Below are 300 nucleotides of genomic sequence, written 5' to 3'. Positions count from 1 at the left end.
AGACGAGTTTGCCTGTTGAGGTTGGAACGGGAGGATTAACCAAGTTTAATCGCACTCGTCAAAATCTTCCTAAGACGCACTGGCTTGATGCTGCTTGTGTGGGAAAATCGACACCAGAACAATTAATTGTTGAGGTTAAAAGCCCGCTTTTAATTGCTGCTAAAGGACACGGAACGAGACAGCGATGCCGTCCCGATAAATACGGTTTTCCCAAGGCACACGCGCCAAAAGCCAAGTTCTTCCAAGGTTTTCAAACAGGTGATATTGTCAAAGCCTCAATTCCTAAAGGAAAATATGCAG

Annotated in this window: 1 pseudogene; it reads left to right on the top strand. The window is 45.0% G+C overall.

The window, feature by feature from the left end:
- Positions 1-300, top strand: a pseudogene (locus tag JUI58_RS00130) (HNH endonuclease); the annotation flags it as partial.

Origin of the sequence: Spirulina sp. CCY15215, from assembly GCF_016888125.1 — a bacterium.
Lineage (GTDB): Bacteria > Cyanobacteriota > Cyanobacteriia > Cyanobacteriales > Spirulinaceae > CCY15215.
This window is presented reverse-complemented; position numbering and strand designations above follow the sequence as displayed.